The sequence below is a fragment of the uncultured Alistipes sp. genome (assembly GCF_902388705.1).
In the GTDB taxonomy this organism is placed as follows: domain Bacteria; phylum Bacteroidota; class Bacteroidia; order Bacteroidales; family Rikenellaceae; genus Alistipes.
This window is the reverse complement of sequence record NZ_CABMQJ010000082.1, coordinates 1-6,853: the sequence shown is the minus strand read 5'-3', so window position 1 is coordinate 6,853 and position 6,853 is coordinate 1. Positions and strand designations below refer to the sequence as shown.

The 6,853-nt window shown below is 61.7% G+C and carries 8 protein-coding genes and 1 pseudogene; 8 read left to right on the top strand and 1 reads right to left on the bottom strand.

Annotated features, from left to right (window positions below; genetic code table 11):
• The 8 genes from QZT71_RS11570 to QZT71_RS11535 form a co-directional block, all read left to right on the top strand.
• Positions 1-753, top strand: a 753-nt coding sequence (locus QZT71_RS11570; RefSeq protein WP_295916357.1) for a 1-deoxy-D-xylulose-5-phosphate reductoisomerase, incomplete at its 5' end; no start/stop codon positions are given.
• 12 nt (positions 754-765) lie between these two features.
• On the top strand, positions 766-2,082 hold the full coding sequence (gene rseP / locus QZT71_RS11565; RefSeq protein WP_295916354.1) for an RIP metalloprotease RseP: 1,317 nt from the start codon (positions 766-768) through the stop codon (positions 2,080-2,082).
• A gap of 12 nt (positions 2,083-2,094) precedes the next feature.
• Complete coding sequence (locus QZT71_RS11560; protein ID WP_295916351.1) at positions 2,095-2,649, top strand: sugar O-acetyltransferase; 555 nt, start codon at positions 2,095-2,097, stop codon at positions 2,647-2,649.
• Positions 2,650-2,651: 2 nt separating this feature from the next.
• Positions 2,652-3,281, top strand: coding sequence for a lactate utilization protein (locus QZT71_RS11555; RefSeq protein ID WP_295916349.1), 630 nt, complete (start codon positions 2,652-2,654; stop codon positions 3,279-3,281).
• Between the two features lie 10 nt (positions 3,282-3,291).
• Positions 3,292-3,849 (top strand): hypothetical protein, encoded by a 558-nt coding sequence (locus QZT71_RS11550; RefSeq protein ID WP_295916347.1) that lies wholly within the window; start codon positions 3,292-3,294, stop codon positions 3,847-3,849.
• Positions 3,850-3,922: 73 nt separating this feature from the next.
• Entirely contained in the window at positions 3,923-5,290 is a 1,368-nt protein-coding gene (gene radA, locus QZT71_RS11545; RefSeq protein WP_295916344.1) for a DNA repair protein RadA, read from the top strand.
• A gap of 33 nt (positions 5,291-5,323) precedes the next feature.
• On the top strand, positions 5,324-6,292 hold the full coding sequence (locus QZT71_RS11540; protein WP_295916342.1) for an NAD-dependent epimerase/dehydratase family protein: 969 nt from the start codon (positions 5,324-5,326) through the stop codon (positions 6,290-6,292).
• 9 nt (positions 6,293-6,301) lie between these two features.
• On the top strand, positions 6,302-6,634 hold the full coding sequence (locus tag QZT71_RS11535; protein WP_295916339.1) for a thioredoxin domain-containing protein: 333 nt from the start codon (positions 6,302-6,304) through the stop codon (positions 6,632-6,634).
• A 14-nt stretch (positions 6,635-6,648) separates the two neighbouring features.
• On the opposite strand, the pseudogene QZT71_RS11530 reads toward QZT71_RS11535, so the two are convergent.
• Positions 6,649-6,853 (bottom strand): annotated as a pseudogene (locus QZT71_RS11530) (hypothetical protein); the annotation flags it as partial.

Sequence of the window (6,853 nt, the reverse complement as noted above, 5' to 3'; positions counted from 1 at the left end):
GTGATGCGGCTCGCGGCCGAAAAACGGGCGCCGATACTGCCCATAGACTCGGAGCACTCGGCGATTTTCCAGTGCCTCGCGGGCGAGCAGTCGCCCATACGGCGGCTTATCATCACATGCAGCGGCGGCGCATTCCGCGACCTGCCGCGCGAGCGGCTGGCCGACGTCACCGTCGAACAGGCGCTGCGCCACCCCCAGTGGGACATGGGCGCAAAGATTACAATCGACTCCTCGACGCTCGTGAACAAGGGATTCGAGGTAATCGAGGCACACTGGCTGTTCGGCACCCCGGCGGAAAAAATCTCCGTCCTGCAACACCCGCAATCGATTGTCCACTCGATGGTCGAGTTCGAGGACGGGGCCATCAAAGCCCAGCTGGGCACGCCCGACATGCGCATGCCCATCAGTTTCGCACTGCTGTATCCCCGCCGTGCGAACCGTCCCGGCGAACGCTTCGACTTCATGAGCCACCCGCAACTGACCTTCGCCGAAATCGACCGCACCAAATACCCGGCGCTGGAAATCGCCTACGACTGCCTGCGTCGCGGCGGCACGGCGGCCTGTACGATGAACGGCGCCAACGAAGTGGCCGTGGCTGCGTTCCTCGGCCGCAAATGCGCATGGCTGGACATCGTGCGCGCAATCGAATACGCCCTGGCGCGCGCCGCATTCGCCGCCGCCCCCACCCTGGAGGATTACGCCGCAGCGAACGAAGAGGCCCGGAAACTCTCCGCCGAATTTTTAGCTTTGTAACAACAAGACGACATGGATATTTTAATCAGAATCATTCAATTTTTCCTCTGCTTCACCATTCTGGTGGGCATTCACGAAATGGGGCATTTCATCATGGCGCGGGTTTTCAAAATCCGCGTCGAAAAGTTCTATATCTTTTTCGACCCGTGGTTTTCGCTCTTCAAGTTCAGGCGGGGCAATACCGAGTACGGCCTGGGGTGGCTGCCGCTGGGCGGCTATGTCAAAATCGCCGGCATGATAGACGAGTCGATGGACAAGGAGCAGATGAAACAGCCCGTAAAGGAGGACGAATTCCGCGCCAAACCCGCATGGCAGCGTTTTCTGGTGATGATTGCCGGCGTGGTGATGAACGTCCTGCTGGCCATCGTCATCTACTGCGGCGTCTGCTACACCTGGGGTGACAACTACTTCTCGAACGAGGATGCGCACTGGGGCTACAACTTCAACGACGCCGCGCACAAACTCGGGTTCCACGACGGCGACAAAATCGTTTCGGTGGACGGCCGGGCCGTCGACAACATCAACAACATCCTCAATTCGCTCATCCTGACCGAGGGCGACCGCAAAGTCGTCGTCGAGCGCAACGGCCGCGAGGTGGAACTGACCCTTCCGCTGGGCGAGCTCATCGCAATGCGGCAGGCCAAGGGGTACGAGGATTTCCTGACGCTGCGGTTTCCGTTCCTGGTGGACAGCGCGGTCTACGACTCGGCATCGGCTTTGCGGCACGGGGACGAAATCATCGCCGTAAACGACTTGCGCGGCGCGGAGTACCCCGCCTACCAGCAGTACCTCAAGGCCCACGCCGGACAGCAGGTGAACCTCACCGTCAAACGCGAGGGCGACATGCTGCTGGAGATGACGCTGCCCGTATCCGACGAGGGCAAGCTGGGCGTCATGGCGCTCAATCCCTACACGCTCCGCACGCAGGAGTACACGTTCCTGGAGGCGATACCGGCAGGCATCCGCAAGGCCGGCAACATGATATCTTCCTACTGGGAACAGCTGAAGATGATCGTGCAGCCCAAAACCAAGATGTACGAGGAGCTGGGCGGCTTCATCGCCATCGGCAGCATCTTCCCGGGCGACTGGAACTGGGAGGATTTCTGGCTCAAGACGGCATTCCTGTCGATTATCCTCGCCATCATGAACATCCTGCCGATTCCGGGACTGGACGGAGGCCATGCGATTTTCACATTCTGGGAAATGGTCACGGGCCGCAAGGTCAGCGACAGGATACTGGAGGGCGCGCAGTACGTCGGTCTGTTCATCATCCTCTTCCTGCTGCTGTACGCCAACGGAAACGACATATACAGGTTCTTCATTAAATAGACGCAAAGGGGCATGACCGAGCTGGAGAAAATGCGCAGTGCGCTTCCTTACGATTTTTCGAGCCCCGAACTGCAGCGGAGCTTCGCTGCGGGACACCGGAATGCCGAGCGGTTCAACCGCACCGACGCCGACGACCCCGCAGGGCGCGCCGAGGCACTCGCCGCCCTGATCCCGGGCATCCCGGCTTCGGCATGCATCATGCCGCCGTTCTTCTGTGACCACGGACACGGCATCCGCCTGGGCGAGGAGGTCTTCGTCAACGCCAACTGCACGTTCCTCGATTCGGGAACGATTACCATCGGCGCCCGCACCAAAATCGGCCCCAACTGCCAGCTCTACACGCCGCAGCACCCGCTCGACTACGCCGAACGCCGTGCGCCCGTGGAAACGGGCCATCCGATTACCATCGGCGAAGACTGCTGGCTCGGCGGGGGCGTAATCGTCTGCCCGGGCGTAACAATCGGCGACCGCTGCATCATCGGCGCGGGAAGCGTCGTGACACGGGATATTCCCGCCGACTCGCTGGCCGCCGGAAACCCGGCGAAAGTAAAACGAAAAATCAGGTGACGATGGACGAACGGTTGACAGCGTGCGCCGCAGCGTTGCGGCGGCACCATTTCGAAGTGGAAGTCGTCGGCGACAGACACGAGGCATTCGCGGTGATGAAAGCCGCCGTCGAGGCCGCACACCCGCAGGTGGCGTCGTTCGGCGACTCGGAAACCATGCATGCCACGGGCATCGTCGAATGGCTGCGCGGCGACGAACGCTTTAGGCTGCTCGACGGATTCGACCCGGCGATGAGCTACCCCGAGCGGCTCGAGGTGCGCCGGCAGGCGCTGATGTCCGACCTCTTCATCACGGGTGTCAACGCCATAACCACGGAGGGGACGCTCCACTGGCTGGACAAGGTGGGCAACCGCATCGCCCCCGTGGCGTTCGGGCCCCGCAAGGTGATTATCGTCGCAGGGCGCAACAAAATCGTCGCCGACCGCAGCCGGGCCGAGGAGCGTATCCGTACGATTGCCGCGCCGCAGAACGTTGCGCGCCACCCGGGTTTCCGCACGCCCTGCGCCACAACCGGCGTCTGCTCGGACTGCAATTCGCCCGACCGCGTCTGCAACACCCGGATGGAGATGCAGCGCTGCTGGCCCGCGGGCCGCGTACTGGTGGTACTGATAGACGAAGAACTGGGACTTTAACGGATTGACCATGAAAATACTGAAATACATAACGGCACTCGTCCTGCCGGCGGCACTGGCGGCCTGCGGAGAGAAATCGGAAGTCTTTTACACGACCTCCTATCCGGTGATCCGCATCGAGGCGGTGGTCACGCTGGCGGAAACCGCGCCGGCCCCCACGGCGGAAGAGCCGGGAAACTCCGACCCCGAAGACCCGAATCCCGGGGAGCCGGAAGATCCGGTTATCCAGCAAATCCGCGACAAGGTGACAGCCGAAGCGCCCGTACAGGCAGGCGGCAGCTACAAACTCTATTTCTCGCTCCACAACGGCGGACGGCTGCAGGTATGGCCAAGCGCCGACGCCGACCCCGTCGCGGGAGCGTTCCTCAAGGAGCCCGACAAACAGGACCAGCTCCGGTTCCTGTACGGCGACCAAGCCTATACCTGCACGGCGACCTATTACCTCGAGGAGGGCGACATCAGCCGGGTTGTGCTGGTAACCGACCTGACGGAGCAGTACAGGGAACTCTACCCTGCGGCGAACATCACCCAGGTGGCGCGCCGCGAATACACGTCGCTCCCCTACTAAAGCGGCATCCGGGCCGTAGCCGGCCACGGCCGGCGCCCCATGCAAACTATCAACTGACGAAAACGACACCCAGATGGCAAAAGTCAAAAAGGCATATTTCTGCAAGAACTGCGGGTTCGAAGCCCCCAAGTGGCTGGGGCGCTGTCCCTCATGCGGCGAGTGGAACACCTTTACCGAAGAGATTATCGCCCGCGAGAGCGGCTCGATACCGGCTGCCGTCACCGGGCCCCTGCCCGCAGCGAAGCCGCAGCGCGTGCGCGACATCCGCGACAGCGAGCACCGGCGCATCGACATCGGCAACAACGAAGTCAACCGCGTGCTGGGCGGCGGCATGGTTCCCGGGTCGCTGATTCTGCTGGGCGGAGAGCCGGGCATCGGCAAATCCACGCTGTCGCTGCAAATCGCGCTGGCGGCGAACGGGCTGAAAACGCTCTATGTCTCGGGCGAGGAGTCGGCCGAGCAAATCAAGATGCGCGCGGCCCGCATCGGCATCGGCAACGACGAATGCCTGATTTATCCCGAAACGCTGCTGGAGAACATCGTCAGCCAAATCGGCGAGCACCGGCCCGACCTGGTAATCATCGACTCGATACAAACCATCTATACCGACCTGCTGGACTCGTCGGCAGGCAGCGTGTCGCAGATACGCGAATGCGCCGCGACGCTTTTGAAATACGCCAAATCGACCGGCACATCGATTTTCATCATCGGCCACATCACCAAGGACGGCACCATCGCCGGGCCCAAAATCCTGGAACACATCGTCGACGTCGTGCTGCAGTTCGAGGGCGACAGCAACAACATCTACCGCATCCTGCGGGGCATCAAGAACCGTTTCGGCGCGACGTTCGAAATCGGCGTGTTCGAAATGCTCGACAGCGGGCTGCGCGGGGTCGACAATCCGTCGGAGATACTGCTGACGCACTACGAGGAGCCTTTGAGCGGCATCGCCGTGGGCGCCTCGGCCGACGGCGTGCGCCCCTACCTGATTGAGGTGCAGGCGCTGGTAAGCGGCGCGGCGTACGGCACGCCGCAGCGCACGGCGACGGGATTCGACACCAAGCGCATGAGCATGCTGCTGGCCGTACTGGAAAAACGCGTGGGGATGAAGATGTTCCAGAAAGACGTATTCCTGAATTTCGCCGGCGGCTTCAAGGTCGCCGACCCGGGGCTCGACCTCGCGGTCGTGGCGGCTGTTATCTCCTCCTACTACGACCGCCCCGTCGCCGAGGGGGTTTGCTGCGCGGGTGAAATCGGCCTGTCGGGCGAAGTGCGTCCCGCACCCCGCACCGAACAGCGCATCAGCGAAGCCGCACGGCTGGGTTTCAGGCGCATCGTCGTTTCGGGCTACCTCGGCAAGGGAGCCAAACGCCCCAGGGGAATCGAAGTCGTCACGATAAACAGCATCGACCAACTGCCCCGGGCGCTCTTTCTGGAATAAATTTTGCTCTTGCTCCGGTAAAAAGAGTAAGAAATGCAAAAGCGAATCGTAGTACTGGGCGGAGTGGGATTTATCGGCACGCATCTCTGCCTGCGCCTTCTGGAAGAAGGGCACGAAGTTTTCTGTGTCGATATCCGCGATGCCGTGAATTCGCCCCTGCTGCGCAACGTGCTCCAGCATCCCCTGTTCCGGTATGTCCATCATAACATCATCAACGGTTTCAGCATCCGCTGCGACGAAATATACAACCTCACATCGCCGTCGCGCGTACGCTACAACAAGGCGCTGCCGGTCGAAACGCTGAAAATCAACCTGCAGGGGACGATCAACACGCTCGACACCGCGCGCACGGAATATGCACGCGTGGTATTCGCATCGACGGGCAACGTTTACGGGGCGGGTTACCGCGACCCGGCCACCGACCCGGGAAGCTGCTGCTCCGACCATTACATCCTGGGCGAAGGCAAACGCGTCGCCGAAGCGCTTCACAGGGCCTACAACGCCGAATTCGACGTAGACACGCGCATCGCACGGATTTACAACACCTACGGCAGCGGTGCCGATTTGATGGACCAGCGCGTCGTGATGAAGATGGTCACGGCGGCATTGCAGAACCGCGATATCGTCATCTACGGCAGCGGCGAGCAGTTACGGACGTTCTGCTGGGTGGACGACATCGTCGACGGGCTCGTACGGCTGATGGAAGCGCCGCCGTCGGGAACGACACGCACCGTGAACCTGGGCAGCAACCACGAGATTTCAATCAGCGATTTGGCCGGGAAAATCATCGCACTGACGGGAAGCCGCTCGAAAATCGTACACGCCGGCGCCCGGCCGGACGACGCACGCCGGTGCACGCCCGACATCTCGGCGGCCCGGCGCGAGCTGGACTGGACACCCCGCACACCGCTTGCCGAGGGACTTCGCCGCACGATCAGCTACGCAGAAAAGGAACTGTCGGCCCGGGCCTATGCAGACCCGACATGGGCGGAAATGAATTAACGGAAAATTATGACAACACTCGAATTTGACAAGATTATCTGGCGTGATGCGCTGACATTCGTCGACTTCTTCGCCACCTGGTGCGGGCCCTGCAAGATGATGCACCCCGTGGTGGACATGTTCCAGAAAGAGATGAACGGACGCGCGGACGTCTACAAAGTGGATATCGACGACCGCAACATGCTGGATGTGGTACACCGCTACAACATCATGTCGGTACCGACGCTCATGTTCTTCCGCCGCGGCGAAGTGCTGTGGCGCGAAAGCGGCCGCGTGGGCTACGAACACCTGCTGGAGGTGCTGAATAAGCTCGAAAAACGCGAGCAGACAGGGGTATTCTGAATCTGAAAAGGGGGCTATGCCTCCAGACGCCAGGCGAGCTCCTCGTGGACGAAGTCCTCGGCAGGGAGCTTTCCCAGAGAGCCGGCTGCGCGGAGTACCGCCTGCCGGTTCTCTTCGTTTTGCATCCCCACAGCCGCCAGCAGGGCCACGGCGCCGTGCGCCGCAAGATGGGCCGCATAGGGAGCCACTCCCGCATCGTCCGGCGCGGGGTCGCCAGCC

What these genes read in the sequence shown, in the direction of transcription:
- QZT71_RS11555 (WP_295916349.1), top strand. Translation starts at nt 2,652, where the DNA reads ATGGACGAACGGTTGACAGCGTGCGCCGCAGCGTTGCGGCGGCACCAT.
- QZT71_RS11535 (WP_295916339.1), top strand. Translation starts at nt 6,302, where the DNA reads ATGACAACACTCGAATTTGACAAGATTATCTGGCGTGATGCGCTGACA.
- radA (WP_295916344.1), top strand. Translation starts at nt 3,923, where the DNA reads ATGGCAAAAGTCAAAAAGGCATATTTCTGCAAGAACTGCGGGTTCGAA.
- QZT71_RS11540 (WP_295916342.1), top strand. Translation starts at nt 5,324, where the DNA reads ATGCAAAAGCGAATCGTAGTACTGGGCGGAGTGGGATTTATCGGCACG.
- QZT71_RS11550 (WP_295916347.1), top strand. Translation starts at nt 3,292, where the DNA reads ATGAAAATACTGAAATACATAACGGCACTCGTCCTGCCGGCGGCACTG.
- rseP (WP_295916354.1), top strand. Translation starts at nt 766, where the DNA reads ATGGATATTTTAATCAGAATCATTCAATTTTTCCTCTGCTTCACCATT.
- QZT71_RS11560 (WP_295916351.1), top strand. Translation starts at nt 2,095, where the DNA reads ATGACCGAGCTGGAGAAAATGCGCAGTGCGCTTCCTTACGATTTTTCG.